We start from the raw sequence: 16,494 nt of genomic DNA, 5'->3' as shown, positions 1-16,494 counted from the left end.
GGGTAGGCATGAGCTTCAAACGACGGCTTTTGACCCTGGCGGCCGGTGCGGCGATGGTGCCGGCGGCCCTGGTCGCGATCCCGGCGGGCACCGCCAGCGCGCACGGCTACGTTTCCTCGCCCGCGAGCAGGCAGGCGCAATGCGCCCAGAACACCGTTTCCTGTGGCTCCATCAAATGGGAACCGCAAAGTGTCGAAGGCCCCAAGGGTCTCATGAGCTGCAACGGCGGTGTCGGCCGTTTCGCGGACCTCAACGATGACAGCAAGGGCTGGAAGGTGCATTCCCTCGGCCGTACCACCACGTTCCGGTGGACGCTGACGGCTCGCCACCGCACCAGCACTTGGGAGTACTTCGTCGACGGCGCCAAGGTCGCCAGCTTCAACGACGGTGGCGCGCAGCCGGGTGCCACGGTCACCCACAGCGTGAACCTGCAGCAGAGCGGGCGGCACAAGATCCTCGCCCGCTGGAACGTGTACGACACGGCGAACGCGTTCTACGCCTGCATCGACGCCAACATCAGCTAAGTAGTGGCGCTCGTGAGTGGTAATGACGGTTCCCACCGTCATTACCACTCACGAGGCTTTTGTGTCAGGCTCGTCCCATGTGCGAACGGGACGGCGTCAAGCTGACCAATCTCGACCAGCCCTTGTTCGAGGGCGCGACCAAACGCGACCTGGTGGACTATCTGGACGCCGTCGCGGACCGCCTCGTCCCGGTGCTGGCGAACAGGCCGCTTTCGGTGATCCGGATCCTGCGCGGCCAGGACCCGTTCATGCAGAAGAACCTGCCCAAGTACACGCCCGACTGGGTGAAGCGGTACGGGATGTGGGCGGAGACGTCGAAGCGGCAGGTGTCGTACGCGCTCTGCGACGACCGCCGCACGCTGCTGTGGTTCGCGAACCAGCGCGCCGTCGAATATCACCCGACGTTGATGACCACGGACGTCGACGCGGGGCCCACTCATCTCGTGCTGGATCTGGACCCGCCCGCCGGTGACGATTTCGCGCATGTCGTGAAGGCCGCCGTGCTGGTGCGCCAGGCGCTCGCCGAATCCGGCCTCGTCGGGACGGTGAAGACCAGCGGTTCCAAGGGAGTGCACATCTTCGTCCCGCTGGTGCCGGGACAAGGCGGCGAAGACGTCTTCGCCGCGACCCGCGCGCTCGCCGCCCGCGCGGAGCGGCTCGATCCGTCGGTCGCGACGACCGCGTACATCGTGGAAGACCGCGAGGGCAAGGTGTACCTCGATTCGACGCGGGCGGGTAGCAACACGGTCGCGGCGGCGTACAGCCCGCGCCTGCGGCCGGGGCTGCCGGTGTCGTTCCCGGTGGCCTGGGACGACCTCGAAAACGTGGTTCCCGCCGATTTCACCGTGCACACGGCGCTCGATCTCCTCGGCGGCAAGGATCCGTGGGCCGAGTCGATGCCGGAACCGCAGACCTTGCCCGCCGACCTCGTCGAACAGGGGCACACGATCCCGATCGCGCGGGTCGTGGCGATGCACGAGGGGAAACGCCGGGCGAGGGCGCGCGAGCGGAAGGACTGAACGCCCACGGCGTCACGGTGTTTTGTGTACCTTGGACCGCGCTGGGGGCGGGCGAAGGTACTGGGGGCTTTCGTGGGAAAGATCGATGCCGACGTGGTGATCGTGGGGGCCGGTCCGGCCGGGCTCACGCTGGGGAACCTGCTGCGGGCGGCCGGGATCGACTGCTTGATCCTCGAGCGGCAAAGCCGTGAGCACGTCGAAAACCGGGCGAGGGCGGGATTTCTCGCCGCGAACAGTGTCCGCGTGCTCACCGAGAACGGGCTCGCCGCCGGGCTGATCGAGAAGGGCGCGAGGCACGACACCTGCGCGTTCCGCAATGATCAGGCCGAATTCGAGCTGAAGTACGGCGAACTGGGGAACGGCGAGGTGCACACCGTTTACCCGCAACAGTTCCTGGTCACCGACCTGATCGCCGAGTTCCTCGCTCGCGGCGGGGAGATCAGGTTCGGCACCGAGGTCTCGTCGGTGTCGGGCATGGACGCGACGGTCATCGCCGATGATCTTCTGTTGCGTGCCAAGTACATCGCCGGCTGCGACGGCAGGCGCGGTGTTTCGCTGAAATCCGTCCCCGCGCGGGTCTTCCGGCGGGATCACGACATCTCGTGGCTCGCGATCCTCGCCGAGGCGCCGCCGAGCATGTCCGCGATCGGGTACGCGATCCACGAACGGGGATTCGCCGGGCATATGGCGAGGACGCCGACGGTGACGCGCTATTACCTCGAAGTCCCGCGCGGCGAGGATCCGGACGAGTGGGGAGACGAACGGATCTGGGACGAACTGCACGTGCGGATGCGCTCCGATCGCTACGGCGAGCTCAAACGCGGCGCCATCATCGAGCGCCGGATCGTGGACATGGCCTCGCGCGTGATGGACACGATCCAGCGGGGGAACCTGTTCCTCGCGGGGGACGCGGCGAGCCTCATCAGTCCCGCCGCCGCGAAGGGCGCGAATCTCGCGCTGATGGAGGCCGAGATCCTCGCGCACGCGTTGATCGAAGCCCATACCGAGAGCGACACGACGGCGCTCGATCGCTATTCCGCCGACTGCCTGCCGCGGATCTGGCGTGCGCAGGAGTTCTCGCTCTGGATGATCAATCTGCTGCACGGCCCGGCGGGATACGACGACGAGGCCGTCTTCCAGCGGGCACTGCGGGACGCACGGCTGGAGAGCCTGCGGGTTTCCCGTGCGCACCAAGACTTCTTCGCCGAAAACTACGTGGGTATCTGAACCGGACGTCCGTCGCGTCCGTATTCCGGGGAAAGAGGATTTCGCGGAGTGAAAGGACGAACGACGATGCCGGTACGCATCCGCTGGACGCCGCCGAACCCGCACCCGAACTGTCCCGGCCCCGCGGACGAACCCGAGCCGGAACCGCTAGCCCGCGCGGACTGTGTGTGCGGCGGGGCGCTCGACGCGGAGGAGCCGGACGTCGCCTGAGCGGTGTCTCCCCGGCTCCTCCTCGGTGACGAAGCGCAGCGCGCCGGTGACCTCGCGGGTCACCATCCGCGCGCTGTGCCAGCCCGCCGGGACCCAGCCTTCACGCAGGGCGCGGCGGACCTTCTCGGCCCTTTTGACGTGGCGGGCGAACGAATGCCGCCGGATGACCCGCCCGCGCGCGACTTGGCCCGCGCGGGCGTCTTCCGGGGCCACGTCGAGCCACAGCAACCGGACCGGACGTCGGCTCAGCAGGCCGAGCAGGGCCAGCAGGCCGCGAGTCGTGGCCCTGGTCGACGGTTCGTGCACGACGAGCGGGCCGCCGTCCGCCAGCGCGGAGCGGACGACCCGCGCGCGATGCCAGACGTGGACCAGCGGCCGGTAGATCCGGTACGGCAGCGCGGGCGGCAGCCGTTCACGCAGCCGCGCGCGGACCTGGTCGGAATCGAGTACCGGTAGCGCGCCGGTCGCCGCCCGGGACAGCAGGGTGGTCTTGCCCGCCCCGGGGATCCCCGCCACCACCAGCAGGTCGCGACGGCCGAGCCGGAGTGCGATGCGATCGGTCATACGGCCTCAACGACCCGGCCGAGGATAAAGGTTCCTTTACCTTGATCGGCACAGGTCAGGCCGTCACGCGCGTTCCCGGGAGCGCGGTCTTGTCCGGCAGCAGCGTCCCGCCCTTGGTGAGCCAGGCGACACCGAACGCGAGGATCGCCACCGACTCCAGCCACAGCGCCGGGTAGAGGTCCTTCGTCAGGTCGTCGAACACCAGCCCGCAGAGCACGATCAACGCCAGGCACACCAGCATGATCACGCCCGACGCGACGTACAGCCGGTTCCGTTCGGGTTTGCGGGCGCCGGGGATCTCCTTGTCCGACTTGGTGAACAGCACGATGCAGAAGAACGCCAAGGTGAGGAAGAAGACCGCGGCGAAGCCGAGGTGCAGCAGCCCGATGATCTCGTCCGAGCGGTCGCCGTTCGCCGGTGTCGTGGGGAAGAGCGCCACCCCGACGGCGGCCACCGCCGCGATGTTCCCGGCGATGTCGTCGACCCGGCCGTAACCCCGGTAGGACAACAGGAAGACGCCGATGGCGCACATGACGCCGACCCAGACGTCACGCATTCCCGAGTAGTAGTAGCCGCTGATCGAATTGAGCAGGCCGCCACCGTCGACGACCAGCTTCCCGAAGACCAGTACGAAGGGCAGCCCGATCCCGAGGAAACCTATGGCGCGCCGCAAGAACAGGTAGTTGTGGACGAGATTGTCGGATGCCGTTCGCGGGCTCATGGTCGCCTCCGTGCTCAGAGCTTGTCGCTAGATAATGACAGCTCGTGACGACGTTGAGACCGTGTGTTATCGAATTGCTCGCTAGGGGGTTTCCAGTACGACAGCCGCGACGTACCCGCCCATCCCGATCGACGTCTTGACGGTGAGCCCGCTTTCCGGGCGGGACGGTCCGTCCAGCAGCTGTGGATGCCCGTCCGCCACCGGTTTCGGTGCCGGCACCAGATCCCGCTCGGCCGCGAGGCAGATCGCCGCGATCTCGGTCAGCGCGCTGCCCGACTGGCTGTGCCCGGTCAGCGGTTTGATCGAGTAGATCCCGGTCTCGTGGGGGAAGACCGCTTCGAGGATCTGGGATTCCGTGCGGTGGCAGAGTTTCGTGCCGGTGCCGTGCGCGTTCAGGTAGCGGACGTCCGACGGTGCGGCGGCCGCGTTCTCCAGCGCGCCGGTCACCGCCTCGATCGCGCTCGTCGAATCAGGGTCGAGCGCCATCGCGTTGTGCGCTTCGTGCGTCATCGCGCCGCCTCGCAGCGTCGCGTACGAATCGGTCTTCCGCTGGGTCAGCACGACCGCGACCGCGGCCTCGGAGAAGGTGAAACCCTTTGTGCCCTCTTGGAAAGGGCGGCAGGCCTCGAGCGGGGGCACGTCGGTGATCGCCACCCCGCAGTGCACGAAGTTGCGCACCATCGGCCTGGTGGCGGACAGATCGGTGGTGACCACGACGACGTCGTCGGCCATGTCCGCGTCCAGCCACATCTTCGCGGTGAGCACGGCGGCGCTGCCGGTCGCGCACATCGCGGACGTGGCCATGGAGGGGCCGTGGAAGCCGAACTCCGACATCAGCGTGGCGATCGGGGTCGAGGGCATCATGCCGATGAACTCGCGCCGGTACATGAGCTGCTCGCCGAGTTCGGTGAGCCTGTCCCAGGTGCGCAGGTCCTCACGGACGCCGCCGGAGATCACCCCGACCCGGCGTCCCGGCGTCCAGCCTCGCGAGCCGGCGTCTTCGATCGCCTCCCGTGCCGCGGCGAGCAGGGCGCGCGCGTGCAGGCTGCCGTCCCTCGCCTTGCCGCCCTCGGCGATATGCGCGACCCAACCGGGCAGATCCGGGGTCTCCCCGAAGCCGTCGGTGAATTGGGCGCAGGGGACGCCGCTCGCCAGGCCCTCCCAGAGTGATTCGCGCCCCCAGCCGTAGGCGGTTACGGCGCCGATGCCGCAGATGTCTGTTTTGCTCCGCACGTGTTTCCCTTCAACTACATTCAGTCAACGCTGGGGTGGAATAGCCGCACCGATCAGCTGTCCGGGGAGGACGGCTACGTCGATTTAGTGATCTAATCGGAAGCTACATCAGTCGAGTAGGGGGTTTGGATCAGATGGATCCTGACGATCTCGACGGTGGGACTCCCGACACCCACCGGCCCTCGGATCAGGATTCCTCGCCAGCGAACGGCACCGCGACCCGCACGGTGGGAAAAACCGACCGGCACGCGTCGCTCGTCCGTCTGCTGACCGAGTTGTCCGCCGAGAGGGATCGGCGCGGCGAACCCGCGCTCGCTTTTCTCGGCCAGGGGTACCGCCTTTTGGAGCAAAATTCCGACAGCGGGACTTTGGGGACGCAATATCTCACGATGGTGGAGGCGAGCCCGTACGGGATCTGTGTCCATCAGCGGGGCAAAGTCGTGTTCGTGAACTCGGCCACCATGCGCTTCGTCGGCGCGAAGGTGTCGACCGAGATCATCGGGATGCACATCACGGATCTGGTCGACGCGGGTTCGCAGGACGCGCTGCTGGCGCGGATCGGTTCGCTGGCCTCGCCCGGCTCGTTCAGCGAACCGACCGAGATGACCTTGCGGACCCTTCAAGGCCGTAGCGTCGCCGTCGAATCCCAGGCGGTGCTCACCACCTGGGAGGGCAAGCCCGCGTACCAGGTGATCATGCGCGATCTGACCACGCAGAAGGCGGCCGAGTCGGGCCTGCGGTTCCAGGCGGCGCTGGTCGGCCACGCGAGCGACGCGATCATCGCGACGTCGCCCGACGGGCTGGTCACGAGCTGGAACCCGGCGGCCGAGGCCGTCTACGGGCACGACCTCGACCAGGTCATCGGGGTGCCGGTGGCCGAGGTCGTCGGCGCGCCGATGAGCCCGCGGGAGGTCGTCGCGGCGGGTGGTGTCGTGCAGGCGACGCATTACAGCGCCGACGGCACGGCGCTGGCGGTGCGTGTCTCCGCGGCCGAGATGTTCGACGGTTACGTGCTGCTGTGCGCCGACGAGACCGCGCAGCGCCGGGCCGAGGCCGAATTCGCCACCGTCGTCGAGACGCTCGACGAGGGGGTGCTGCTGGTCGGCCCCGGCGGACGGATCGAGCTGGCGAACTCCGCGGCGCACCGGATCGCCGGCGTGCCGTCGGGATCCCTGGTCGGCCTGGAGAGCCGGACGCTGCGGCTGCACGACGAACAGGGCGTTCCGGTGCCCGTCGACGATCTGCCGTCCGCGCGGGTGCGCCGGTCCGGGAAGGTCGAGACCGGGCGGGTCGTGCAGGTGCGGCGGCGCGACGGCGCGCACCGATGGCTTTCGCTGACCTCCGGCCCGCTGATGGCGCCCGGCCAGAGCGTGCCCTCGGTGCTGACGTCCTTCGCCGACATCACCGAACGGCGGGCGATCAGCGAACGGCTGGCCTACGAGGCCACCCACGACCCGCTGACCAGGCTCGCGAACCGCACGTACGCGCTGAACCACCTGCGCCGGACGATCGCCGACCCGGCGGCCACGACCACCGTGATGTTCATCGACCTCGACAAGTTCAAGATCATCAACGATTCGCTCGGTCATACCGTCGGCGACCAGGTGCTGCGCATCATCGGCGACCGGCTGCGGGCCGCCGCCGGGCCTTCGGACCTGGTCGGACGGCTCGGCGGGGACGAGTTCCTGGTCATCACCACCGGTTATACCGAAGCCGCCGAGGTGCGGGCGCTGGCCGATCATCTCCAGCGGCGGCTCGCCGAATCGCTCACGGTGCACGGCCGAGAACTGCATATCAATACGAGCATTGGAATAGTGATCGCCGAACCGGGCGATCGACGCACCGCCGACGAATTGCTGGAAGACGCCGATTTGGCGATGTATCAGGCGAAAACTTTCGGCCCCGGTCGTTACGCGTTCTATGCGCCGATCATGCGGAAACGAGTGCGGGACCGTTTCGCGCTGGAACAGGATCTGCGGAACGCCGTCGCGGAAGGGCTGGTCGAGACCGTTTATCAGCCCGTCGTCGATTTGCGGACCGGTGAGATGGTCGCGGTGAAGGCGAAGTCCTGTTGGGACCATCCCGTTCGCGGGCCGATCGATCCGGCGGAATTGGCCGAGCTCGCCGACGACGGCGATCTTTTGACGGTCATCGGGGCGGAGGTTCTCGCCAAGGCCGCCTGCGAGATCTCTCGATGGCGTGCCGATCATGGTGTGCACTGTAATGTGAATGTGAGCCTTTCGGTCCGCCAACTGGGCGATCCCACGTTGCTGCAAGTGGTTCAGACAACACTGGAGAGTGCAGGTCTTGGGCCGCAGGACCTGAGTCTCGACGTCGACGAGACGGCGCTGAAGGACGCGGCCGACGCCGTCGACGCGCTGCGGAAGACCGGGGTGCGGGTGACCGCGGAACGGTTCGGCGCCGGGTACTCCTCGCTCGCGCAGCTGTGCAGGCTCGATCTGAGCGTGATCGAGATCGACCGGTCGTTCGTGGCCGACCTCGGGCGATCGAGCGACGCCGAACCGATCGTCGCCGGGATCATGGCGATGGCGCACGCCGTCGACCTGATGGTCGTCGCGGAAGGCGTCGAGACCGCGCGGCAACTCGAGGTGCTGCACGAACTCGGTTGCGATTGGGCGAAGGGGCCTCTGGTGGCTCCGCCGGGCCGGGTCGAAGACCTGAAACCCGCGTACGAACACGTTGTGCGGTGAACCGGACGCTCGCCGCGTGCGTGGTCCTTTGATGCGGGACCAAAGCCTCCTGTCGTGACGGCTCTTCCCGGCGCAGGCTTACCGGTGAAGGAGGTCCGTCGTGTCGCTTGTGTACCTGTGGCGCCGGATCCACCTCGGCCGCGGCTGGGACCGGGTCGAGGCGGCGATCTTGATCGCCTGCGTCCTGATCGCGCTGCTCGGTGTGCCGCTGGCCGCGGCGGCGGGCTCGGAGGCCTACGCGACCATGATGGCGCGCTCGGCTCTTGAGACGGCTTCGCGTCACTCGACGACCGCGTTCCTCCTCGAAGACGCTCCGCCGGCGCGCGTCGGTGTCGATGGGACGCCCTCCGTGGAGACGGCTCCGGTCGCGGCGCGGTGGGCGTTGCCGGATGGTCGGTTTCAGGAGGCGCGTGTCGCTTCGGACCTCGGCGCTTCGGCGGGGGACCCGGTGATCGTGTGGCTCGACGATTCCGGTGCCGTCGTCGAGCCGCCGGTGACGCCGCTGGACGCGGCCAGCACGGGGATCGGTGTCGGGGTGGGGGTGTGGCTGGGCGCGGTGACGCTGCTGGCGGCGGGGTATCTGCTCGCGCGGCACCTGCTGAACCGGGCGCGGTGGGCGGCTTGGGACCGGGAGTGGGAGCGGTTCGGGCAGGACTCGCGTTCTTGAGGCCTGGGCGTTTAGTCCTCTGAATGCCTGCGGTCCGTGAAGGCCTCCTTGAGGGACCCAGGGTCCCTCAAGGAGGCCTTCATGTACTTGGGGAAGGTGTGAAGGTCGAGTTTCCTCGGCTGAGCCGAGGGAAGGGGCCTTCACGCGCGCTGGCTGTGAGGCCTGAGGGTTCTGTGGCGTATGTGGTGATTTGGCGGTCCGTGAAGGCCTCCTTCCCTACTTTGAGGGTAGTGAAGGAGGCCTTCACGGACCGGCGGCCATCGCGGAGCGCGTGAGCCCGCGCGTTTAGTCCTCTAAATGCGGAAAGTGGGCGCTGACCTGCGGGGAAGCGTCAAAGTGGTAGCAAAGGTCCCTTGCTCCCACGCGCGTGGCTTGTCTCTGTACCTACTAGTATGTACGGTCAAGAAGTGGACAAGAGGGAACGGCTCATCGAGAGCACTCGCGAGCTTCTGTGGGAGCGCGGGTACGTCGGCACCAGCCCGAAGGCGATCCAGGAGCGCTCCGGCGCCGGCCAGGGCAGCATGTACCACCACTTCCAGGGCAAGTCCGAACTCGCGCTCGCCGCGATCGGCCGCAGCGCCGACGACCTGCGCGCCAAGGCGGAGGCCGAGTTCTCCGGGCCCGGTTCGGTCGTCGAGCGCATCACCGTCTACCTGCGCCGCGAGCGCACCGTGCTCAAGGGTTGCCCGGTCGGCAGGCTCGCCCAGGACCCCGACGTGATGGCCGACGCGGAGCTGCGAAGGCCGGTCGAGGAGTACTTCGGCTGGCTCACCGGGCGCCTCGCCGAGTTGCTCGAAGAGGGGCGCGCGGCCGGTGAGCTCGACCAGGCACTCGACCCGCTCACCACGGCGACCGCGCTGGTCGCGGTGCTGCAGGGCGGCTACATCCTCGCCCGCGCCGCAGACTCCCCGGACGTGTTCGCGAAAGCCGTCGACGGCGCCCTCGGCCTGCTGACCACCAAGGAGAACTGACATGCCCTTCGTCCGTATCGACACCATCGGGACCGAGAAGCTCGAAGCCCTCGGCAACGCCGTCCACGACGCGATGGTCGAGACGCTCGGCATCCCGGCCGACGACCGCTTCCAGGTCCTCAACGGCCAGAGCATCCTGAAATACGACGACTACCTGGGGATCCGCCGCGACGAGGGGGTCGTGTACGTCACGATCACCATGCGGCAGGGCCGCACCGACGTGCAGAAGAAATCGCTGTACCGGCGGATCGCGGAGCTCGCCGAGGAGTACGCGGGGACCGAGCCGCGGAACGTGCTCGTCACGATCACCGAGAACAATCCCGTCGACTGGTCGATCGGGAACGGCGAAGCGCAGTACGCGTGATCACGCGGGCGCGGCGGTGAAGGCGTGCTGCTCCAGCAGCCACCACGTGTCCCGTCCGAACGACCAGGTCAGCAGCGCCAGCGCGCCCAGCGTGACCACGAAGCCGGCCCAGAGCGGCAGGACCGTCGAGGCCACCACGACCAGCACGATGCCCTGGACCGCCGCGACGGTCTTGCGCGCCATGCTCGGCGGAAGCGGCGTGTTCAGCCACGGCCACAGCCTGCCCGCCACGACGAAGACGTAGCGCATCGCGCCGATCGTGAGCACCCACGGGCCCAGCGACTGCGCCACGACCACGCTCAGGATCAGGATCAGATACGCGTCGACCTCCATGTCGAACCGCGCGCCCAGCGGCGACGCCGTCCCGGTGCGGCGCGCGACCTGGCCGTCGACGGCGTCCAGGGCGAGCGCGACCGACGCGATGACGACCATCGCGACGATCTCCCGGCCCGCGGTGTCGACGACGAGCGCGGTCACGCAGCCGACCAGCCCGGAGCGAGCGAGCGTCACGGCGTCGGCGGGGCCCAGGGAGCGCGCGGTGCTCCGGTTCAGGCCGTAGGTCAGGAATCCGCCCACGGCGAGGCCGTAGGCCGCTCCGGCGAGCCAGCCCAGCGGGCCCAGCCCGGTGACGGCGTCCAGCGTCCCCAGCAGCGCCAGCTGGACGAGGACCCCCAGGAAAATACCGGGGTTGATCACGAGGCCTCCTCGTTATGGTGGCGGTGACCCCGCTTCCAGGGTCCGACATGAGAGGACACGATGGAACGCGCCTTCTGGTTCAGTGGTTCCGGCGACGGTGAGCTCAGGCCCGTCACGCTCCCTCCGGTCGGCGATGACGACGTGCTGGTCCGCACCCTGTACACGGGCGTGAGCCGCGGCACCGAGACGCTCGTCTTCCGCGGCGAGGTCCCGCCGAGTCAACGTGCGGCCATGCGCGCGCCGTTCCAGGAAGGCGATTTCCCCGGTCCCGTCAAGTACGGATACCTCAATGTCGGCGTGGTCGAACGCGGTCCCGAGGACCTCGTCGGGCAGGTCGTCTTCTGCCTCTATCCACATCAGACGCGCTTTGTCGTCCCGGCGTCGGCCGTCACGCCGGTGCCGAGCGAGGTCCCGCCGGAACGCGCGATCCTCGCGGGCACGATCGAGACCGCGGTCAACGCCGTCTGGGACGCGTCGCCGAAAATCGGCGACCGGATCGCCGTGGTCGGCGCCGGGATGGTCGGCGGCGGCGTCGCGAAACTGCTGGCCGGTTTCCCCGGGGCCAGGGTGCAGCTGATCGACGTCGACCCGGAGCGCGCGAAGATCGCCGAAGCGCTCGGTGTCGACTTCTCGACACCCGAGGACGCGCTGGGCGAATGCGACCTCGTCGTGCACGCCAGCGCGAGCGAAGCGGGGCTCGCCCGGTCGCTGGAGCTGCTCGCGCCGGAAGGCGAGGTCATCGAGCTGAGCTGGTACGGCGACCGGCGGATCAGCGTCCCGCTCGGCGAGAACTTCCACTCCCGACGGCTGGCTATCCGCAGCAGCCAGGTCGGCATGGTCTCGCCGTCCCGCCGCCTGAACCGGACCTACGCCGACCGCTTGGCGCTCGCTTTGCGTCTTCTCGCCGATCCAGGATTCGAAGTGCTGGTCAGCGGGGAATGTCAGTTCCGTGAACTGCCGGACGTCTTGCCGCGTCTGGCCGCGAATGAACCAGGAACGCTCTGCCTCCGTGTCACCTATCAGATGGAGGACACGCGTTAAGGGTTCGACCCGGGAGGTCCGTTGTTCAGTATCACCGTCCGCGACCACGTCATGGTTGCCCACAGCTTCCGCGGCGAGGTCTTCGGCCCAGCACAGCGACTGCACGGCGCGACCTTCCTGGTGGACGCGACGTTCCGCCGCTCCGAACTGGACGCCGACAACATCGTCGTCGACATCGGCAAGGCGACCGAAGAGCTCAAAGCGGTGCTCGCCGACCTGAACTACCGCAACCTCGACGACGTGCCCGAGTTCGCCGGGATCAACACCTCGACCGAGTTCCTCGCCAAGGTCATCGCGGACCGGCTGGCCGGCCGCGTCCACGCGGGAGCGCTCGGTGAGGGCGCGCGCGGCCTCGAAGGACTCACCGTTTCGCTGCACGAATCCCACGTCGCGTGGGCGAGCTACGAGCGTGCGCTGTGAACCGTCTCCACGTGGTCCTGCCCAACGACATCGACGACGTGAGCGCGCCCAGCGGCGGCAACGTCTACGACCGGCGGTTGTGCGACGGCCTCGCCGGCGAGGCGGTGGAGGTCCACGAGATCCCCGTGCGCGGGAACTGGCCGCGGCCCGACACCGAAGCGCGCAAGGTCCTGGCGCGCAAGCTGGCCGAACTGCCCGACGGAGCCGCGGTGCTGCTCGACGGACTGGTCGCCTGCGGAGTGCCCGAGGTGATCGCCCCGGCGGCGCGGCGGCTGTCGATCGCGGTGCTGGTGCATCTGCCGCTGGCCGACGAGACGGGACTTTCGCCTTCGCTCGCCGCCGAACTGGACCGGCTGGAACGCGAGACGCTGGGCGCGGTCGACGCCGTGGTCGTGACCAGCGACTGGGCGGCTCGACGGCTGATCGGGCACCACGACCTCGCCGCGCATCGCGTGCACGTGGTGCCGCCCGGCGTCGACAAGGCCGAAGTCGCCTCCGGGAGCCTGGACGGGACGCGGTTGGTCTGCGTCGCCAACGTCACCCCGCGCAAGGGACAGGGCACGCTCGCGGACGCGTTGAAGTCGCTCAAAGATCTACCGTGGATTTGTGAGTGCGTTGGTGCCATTCCCCGAGAGACCCGCTACGTCGAACGCCTGCGGCGGCACGCGCTCGGCGGTCGGTTCACTCTCACCGGCCCGCGATCCGGCGAGGCGCTCGAAGCGACGTACGCGGCCGCAGACCTTCTCGTGCTGCCTTCGCGCGCGGAGACCTACGGCATGGTCGTCACCGAGGCTCTCGCGCACGGCGTCCCCGTGCTGACGACCGCCGTCGACGCTCTGCCGGACACGCTCGGCCGGGCGCCCGACGGCAGTGTGCCCGGGCTGCTCGTCCCCGGTGAGGACGTCAACGCGCTGGCCGCGGCCCTGCGCCGCTGGCTCACCGAACCCGACCTGCGTGACCGCCTTCGCGCCTCCGCACGCCTGCGCCGCGAGACGTTGACCGGCTGGGACGAGACGGCCCGCGGCGTCGCCGCCGTGCTGCTGAGCGAACGGACGGCGGCATGACCAAATACGCCCCCAGCTGGCTCCAGCTGCGTGAAGACGCCGACGCCGCCGCTCGGGCGGCCGAGCTGATCGAGCCGGTGCGGTCCTTCTTGAACGAACAGGACGAGGTCGTCGTCCGGGATCTCGGCTGCGGCACCGGTTCGCTCGGCCGCTGGCTGGCCAGGCGGCTGCCCGGCCGCCAGCGCTGGATCCTGCACGACCGCGATCCGGACCTGCTCACCCACGCGCAGGCCCGCACCAGCCGTCCGGATCACGCTTTGGACGGAAGCGAAGTCACCGTCGTCACCGAGCAGCGTGACATCACCGAGTTACGCGCGGAGGATCTCGCCGGGACCTCGCTCGTGGCGGCGTCGGCGCTGCTCGACCTGCTCACCGCCGAGGAGATGTCCCGGCTGGCGGAAGCGTGCGTCGAGGCGCGCTGCGCGGTCCTGTTCACGCTGAGCGTTTCGGGCCGGGTCGTGCTTTCACCCAAGGACAGGTTCGACGTCGAGATCTCCGACGCCTTCAACGCGCATCAGCGCCGGGTGACCGGCGGCCGGTGGCTGCTCGGGCCGGACGCGGTGGACGTCGCCTTCGGGGTTTTCGAACGCCTCGGCGCCACCGCGCGGCGTGCGCCGAGCCCCTGGCGGCTCGGGGCGGATCAGGCCGCGCTGACCGCGGAATGGCTCACCGGCTGGGTCGGCGCCGCTTGCGAACAGCGGCCGGAACTCGCGGCGGACGGCGACTCCTACCTGCGATGGCGGCTCGCGCAGTGCGCGGCCGGCGAGCTGAACGCGGTGATCCAGCACGAAGATCTCCTGGTGGTGCCCGCGTGAAACGGCTCTGGCCCTGGCTTCGGATCGTCGGCGCGCTCGCCATCCTCGGCGCGCTCGTCTGGCAGCTGGGCACCGGCGTGTTCCTCGAAGGTCTGCGCGAGGTCGACGCGGGCGGGATCGCCGCCGCGCTCGGGATCGGTTTCGCCACCACGGTTTTCAGCGCCTGGCGCTGGCGCCTGGTCGCTCGGCGGCTCAGTCTCGAGCTCTCGTTCGGAAGTGCCGTCGGCGAGTACTACCGCGCGTTGTTCCTCAACGGCGTGCTGCCGGCGGGCGTCCTCGGCGATGTGAACCGCGCCGTGCAGCACGGGCGCGAAGCCGGTGACGTGCCGCGCGGCGTCCGCGCGGTGGTGCTGGAGCGCACGGCCGGGCAGATCGTGGTGATCGGCGCTTCGGTCGTCGTCGTGCTCAGCGTGCCTTCCGTGGTGCCGCCGCCGATCGACCGCGTGGTGACGGTTGCCGGGATCGTCGTGGTCGTGCTGGCGCTCGCGGCCGTCGTCACCGGGATGACGGCCGGGCGGCGATGGATCCACAGTGGATCGAAATGGCGCCGCGGGTTCGCCGTGTCCCTCGCCGACGTCCGGCTCGGCCTGCTGACCAAGGAAACCTGGCCAGGGGTGGGCCTGCTCTCGGTCGCCACCCTCGCCGGGCACCTCGCCCTGTTCGTCGTCGCCGCGCGCGCGGCGGGCGTCACCGCGCCGGTCGGCGACCTGCTGCCGTTGATGATCCTCGCCCTGCTCGCGATGGGGCTGCCGCTGAACATCGGCGGCTGGGGCCCTCGCGAAGGCGTTTGCGCGCTGCTGTTCGGCGCCGCCGGCCTCGGTTCGGCGCAGGGCGTCACCGTGGCCGTCGTCTACGGCGTGCTCGCGCTCGTCTCCAGCCTTCCCGGTGCGGGCGTCCTGCTCGCGCGTTCTGTCAGGAGTCACCGAACAGACAGGAGAAGCCCGATGACCGTCGAGAGGGTCGTTGAGACCAGACTGCCCACCCGGTACGGCGTTTTCCGCGCGTATGGGTACTTGGACGCCGACGGCACCGAACAGATGGCGCTGGTGCACGGCGACGTCGCGACCTCCCGCACGCTGGCGCGGGTCCATTCGGAATGCCTCACCGGCGACGTGTTCAGCTCGATGCACTGCGAATGCGGCGACCAGCTGGACGCCGCGCTGCGGGCGATCGTCGACGAGGGCGCCGGAATCCTCGTGTACGCCCAGGGCCACGAAGGACGCGGCATCGGCCTGCTCGCGAAGCTGAAAGCGATGCGGCTGCAGGACGAAGGGCTCGACACCGTCGAGGCGAACATCGCGCTCGGGCTGCCCGTGGACGCCCGCGACTACCGCGCCGCGGCGGAGATCCTGAACGATCTCGGCGTGCGGTCGGTGCGGCTGCTGTCCAACAACCCGGCGAAGGTCGACCAGCTGGAACGGCACGGCGTGCGGATCAGCGAGCGGGTGCCGCTGCTGGTCACGCCGAACGACGAGAACCTGCGGTACCTGCGGACCAAACAGGAACGGATGCACCATTTCCTGCCGCATCTGGACCTGATCGAGTCAGCCGAGCGCGGCCAAGGTGTCCCCGAAGCTCTCCACCAGTGACGCCAGCACCAGCCGTCCTTTCTCCGCAGTCGCCAGCGAAGGCCGCCCGACCACACCGGATTCCGCGTACGGGCGCAGGCCCACCGTCAGCAGGTGCCGCCTGTCGTCGGCGAGGTGATCCGCCTCGGTGAAACCGGGCCGGACCAGCGAAGGGTGCGCGTGCAGCAACAGGGAGGTCTCCAGCTCGCCGGCGTGCATGTCGCTGTCCAGCGACGTCTCCAGCCCGGCCGCGTCGTGCGCCGCCTGCCAGCCTTCGACACCGGGGAAGAGCGCCATCGGCGACGTCGACTCCTGGACCACGTTGGACAGGACGTAGTTGCCGCCGTGCGCGTTCACCAGCACCAGTTTCGGGACACCGGACCGGCGCAGTGACGCGGCGACGTCGTTCACCACGGCGTAGAGCGTCGCGGCGGAGATGCTGACCGTGCCCGCCCACTCCGCGTGTTCGTGGGAGCAGCCGATCGTGATCGGCGGGAGCCGCAGCACCGGATACGCCGCGGCGATGGCGTCGGCGATCGTCGTCGCGATCACCGCGTCGGTGGCGAGCGGGAGGTGCGCGCCGTGCTGTTCGAAACTGCCGACGGGCAGCACCGCGACCTCGGCGCCGCGGGCGCTTTCGTCGGCCGTCGTGGCCGTCGGGAACAGGTTCACGCGGGCT

The 16,494-nt window shown here is 69.0% G+C and carries 17 protein-coding genes; 12 read left to right on the top strand and 5 right to left on the bottom strand.

All coding sequences use genetic code 11. The features are described 5' to 3' along the window. Positions 1–8: 8 nt before the first annotated feature. From AJAP_RS32575 to AJAP_RS32565, 3 genes are all read left to right on the top strand, one after another. On the top strand, positions 9–524 hold the full coding sequence (locus tag AJAP_RS32575) for a lytic polysaccharide monooxygenase auxiliary activity family 9 protein (RefSeq protein ID WP_016331699.1): 516 nt from the start codon (positions 9–11) through the stop codon (positions 522–524). A gap of 77 nt (positions 525–601) precedes the next feature. After that, positions 602–1,543 (top strand): DNA polymerase domain-containing protein, encoded by a 942-nt coding sequence (locus tag AJAP_RS32570; protein WP_038518660.1) that lies wholly within the window; start codon positions 602–604, stop codon positions 1,541–1,543. Positions 1,544–1,615: 72 nt separating this feature from the next. Beyond that, complete coding sequence (locus AJAP_RS32565; protein ID WP_038518659.1) at positions 1,616–2,770, top strand: 4-hydroxybenzoate 3-monooxygenase; 1,155 nt, start codon at positions 1,616–1,618, stop codon at positions 2,768–2,770. A gap of 147 nt (positions 2,771–2,917) precedes the next feature. Here the strand turns inward: AJAP_RS32565 and AJAP_RS32560 are convergent, their stop codons facing one another. The 3 genes from AJAP_RS32560 to AJAP_RS32550 form a co-directional block, all read right to left on the bottom strand. Next, positions 2,918–3,544, bottom strand: coding sequence for an AAA family ATPase (locus tag AJAP_RS32560; RefSeq protein ID WP_038518657.1), 627 nt, complete (start codon positions 3,542–3,544; stop codon positions 2,918–2,920). A gap of 55 nt (positions 3,545–3,599) precedes the next feature. Next, positions 3,600–4,265 (bottom strand): DUF998 domain-containing protein, encoded by a 666-nt coding sequence (locus AJAP_RS32555; RefSeq protein ID WP_038518655.1) that lies wholly within the window; start codon positions 4,263–4,265, stop codon positions 3,600–3,602. Between the two features lie 81 nt (positions 4,266–4,346). After that, entirely contained in the window at positions 4,347–5,498 is a 1,152-nt protein-coding gene (locus AJAP_RS32550) for a beta-ketoacyl synthase N-terminal-like domain-containing protein (RefSeq protein ID WP_038518654.1), read from the bottom strand. Positions 5,499–5,632: 134 nt separating this feature from the next. Here AJAP_RS32550 and AJAP_RS32545 point away from each other — a divergent pair, with 134 nt between their 5' ends. From AJAP_RS32545 to AJAP_RS32530, 4 genes are all read left to right on the top strand, one after another. Then, complete coding sequence (locus AJAP_RS32545; RefSeq protein WP_038518652.1) at positions 5,633–8,209, top strand: sensor domain-containing protein; 2,577 nt, start codon at positions 5,633–5,635, stop codon at positions 8,207–8,209. A 100-nt stretch (positions 8,210–8,309) separates the two neighbouring features. Next, entirely contained in the window at positions 8,310–8,876 is a 567-nt protein-coding gene (locus AJAP_RS32540) for an Rv1733c family protein (protein ID WP_038518650.1), read from the top strand. 407 nt (positions 8,877–9,283) lie between these two features. After that, positions 9,284–9,847: a TetR/AcrR family transcriptional regulator gene (locus AJAP_RS32535; RefSeq protein ID WP_174492059.1), complete on the top strand. Its 564-nt coding sequence runs from the start codon at positions 9,284–9,286 to the stop codon at positions 9,845–9,847. 1 nt (position 9,848) lies between these two features. Then, a complete protein-coding gene (locus tag AJAP_RS32530) occupies positions 9,849–10,211 on the top strand; it encodes a tautomerase family protein (protein WP_038518645.1) in 363 nt (120 codons plus the stop codon). Here AJAP_RS32530 and AJAP_RS32525 read toward each other — a convergent pair whose 3' ends face one another. Further along, entirely contained in the window at positions 10,212–10,907 is a 696-nt protein-coding gene (locus AJAP_RS32525) for a CDP-alcohol phosphatidyltransferase family protein (RefSeq protein WP_038518643.1), read from the bottom strand. Between the two features lie 60 nt (positions 10,908–10,967). Here AJAP_RS32525 and AJAP_RS32520 point away from each other — a divergent pair, with 60 nt between their 5' ends. From AJAP_RS32520 to ribA, 5 genes are read left to right on the top strand one after another with little or no spacing between them, the layout of a single operon-like run. Beyond that, complete coding sequence (locus AJAP_RS32520) at positions 10,968–11,948, top strand: zinc-dependent alcohol dehydrogenase (protein ID WP_038518640.1); 981 nt, start codon at positions 10,968–10,970, stop codon at positions 11,946–11,948. Between the two features lie 21 nt (positions 11,949–11,969). After that, a complete protein-coding gene (locus tag AJAP_RS32515; RefSeq protein WP_038518637.1) occupies positions 11,970–12,368 on the top strand; it encodes a 6-pyruvoyl trahydropterin synthase family protein in 399 nt (132 codons plus the stop codon). Next, complete coding sequence (locus AJAP_RS32510; RefSeq protein ID WP_038518635.1) at positions 12,365–13,432, top strand: glycosyltransferase family 4 protein; 1,068 nt, start codon at positions 12,365–12,367, stop codon at positions 13,430–13,432. Before AJAP_RS32515 ends, AJAP_RS32510 begins: the two co-directional genes overlap by 4 nt. Continuing rightward, complete coding sequence (locus AJAP_RS32505) at positions 13,429–14,247, top strand: methyltransferase domain-containing protein (protein ID WP_038518632.1); 819 nt, start codon at positions 13,429–13,431, stop codon at positions 14,245–14,247. The genes AJAP_RS32510 and AJAP_RS32505 overlap by 4 nt, the downstream gene beginning before the upstream one ends. Further along, complete coding sequence (gene ribA, locus AJAP_RS43250; protein WP_084098414.1) at positions 14,244–15,836, top strand: GTP cyclohydrolase II; 1,593 nt, start codon at positions 14,244–14,246, stop codon at positions 15,834–15,836. The genes AJAP_RS32505 and ribA overlap by 4 nt, the downstream gene beginning before the upstream one ends. On the opposite strand, the gene AJAP_RS32490 is transcribed toward ribA, so the two are convergent. Then, positions 15,792–16,487 (bottom strand): creatininase family protein, encoded by a 696-nt coding sequence (locus AJAP_RS32490; RefSeq protein WP_083650079.1) that lies wholly within the window; start codon positions 16,485–16,487, stop codon positions 15,792–15,794. The genes ribA and AJAP_RS32490 overlap by 45 nt on opposite strands. Positions 16,488–16,494: the final 7 nt, after the last annotated feature.

The sequence above is a fragment of the Amycolatopsis japonica genome, from assembly GCF_000732925.1.
GTDB classification, from domain to species: domain Bacteria; phylum Actinomycetota; class Actinomycetes; order Mycobacteriales; family Pseudonocardiaceae; genus Amycolatopsis; species Amycolatopsis japonica.
The sequence above is the reverse complement of the archived record's forward strand: the minus strand, read 5'-3'. Positions and strand labels throughout refer to the sequence as shown.

Bases quoted from the DNA above. Each gene is read 5' to 3' on its own strand.
- AJAP_RS32575 (WP_016331699.1), top strand. From the start codon at position 9: ATGAGCTTCAAACGACGGCTTTTGACCCTGGCGGCCGGTGCGGCGATG.
- AJAP_RS32570 (WP_038518660.1), top strand. From the start codon at position 602: ATGTGCGAACGGGACGGCGTCAAGCTGACCAATCTCGACCAGCCCTTG.
- AJAP_RS32560 (WP_038518657.1), bottom strand. From the start codon at position 3,544: ATGACCGATCGCATCGCACTCCGGCTCGGCCGTCGCGACCTGCTGGTG.
- AJAP_RS32555 (WP_038518655.1), bottom strand. From the start codon at position 4,265: ATGAGCCCGCGAACGGCATCCGACAATCTCGTCCACAACTACCTGTTC.
- AJAP_RS32545 (WP_038518652.1), top strand. From the start codon at position 5,633: ATGGATCCTGACGATCTCGACGGTGGGACTCCCGACACCCACCGGCCC.
- AJAP_RS32530 (WP_038518645.1), top strand. From the start codon at position 9,849: ATGCCCTTCGTCCGTATCGACACCATCGGGACCGAGAAGCTCGAAGCC.
- AJAP_RS32520 (WP_038518640.1), top strand. From the start codon at position 10,968: ATGGAACGCGCCTTCTGGTTCAGTGGTTCCGGCGACGGTGAGCTCAGG.
- AJAP_RS32505 (WP_038518632.1), top strand. From the start codon at position 13,429: ATGACCAAATACGCCCCCAGCTGGCTCCAGCTGCGTGAAGACGCCGAC.